The organism is Porphyromonas sp. HMSC065F10 (assembly GCF_001808555.1).
Taxonomy (GTDB): domain Bacteria; phylum Bacteroidota; class Bacteroidia; order Bacteroidales; family Porphyromonadaceae; genus Porphyromonas_A.
The window spans coordinates 36168-36804 of record NZ_KV793811.1; positions in this window are offsets into that span (position 1 = coordinate 36168).

Consider the following 637-nt stretch of genomic DNA (forward strand, 5'->3'; position numbering starts at 1 on the left):
GCTGCAGATGGGGTATTATGCAAAGGTCTCAATTAGGGGTACTGCATAAGAGATCCGAGCGCCCTGCCACCCTCCGAGATGGCAGAGCGCTTGATTTTTGCCGAAAAATCTTTGACACACGATTAAACCCTTCCCTACAGTGATCATCATAGGAGTACAGAGCAGCAGTAATGTTGTTGGTACTACAATAGTGGGTTCTCCGCCCTGCATAATAGGAGAAGTGTGTAATAGGGCCTGCATGCCGGGCCTACAGGATAAAGGTTTTGTTTATCAGATGCGTTAATTTCATTAAACAAGTTTTTCCGAGCGGGACTGCGCGTGAGCGTGGTCCCCTCTTTTTTTGCACACCATACCGCTACTATGAAGTCCGATGCCAGGCTCCGCTGCTGCAAAAAGATACCGATCTGTAAAAGTTCACCGACAGGCCTAGGGCATCAGAGAGGTACGGAAATCATTTGGCTCTTTAAGAAGAAACGGGAATAAAGCTACCCTCTCGGGCGTGCACAGGGGTGACGCATTTGAGCATTAGGTTAATCATGTACCGAAGGGGACTTATCCCTGAGGCACCCGAAGGGTGCTCGCTCCAAGAGAATGTTGCACGAAGGGCCATTCTCGCACATTTGTTTCAAATGTGCTG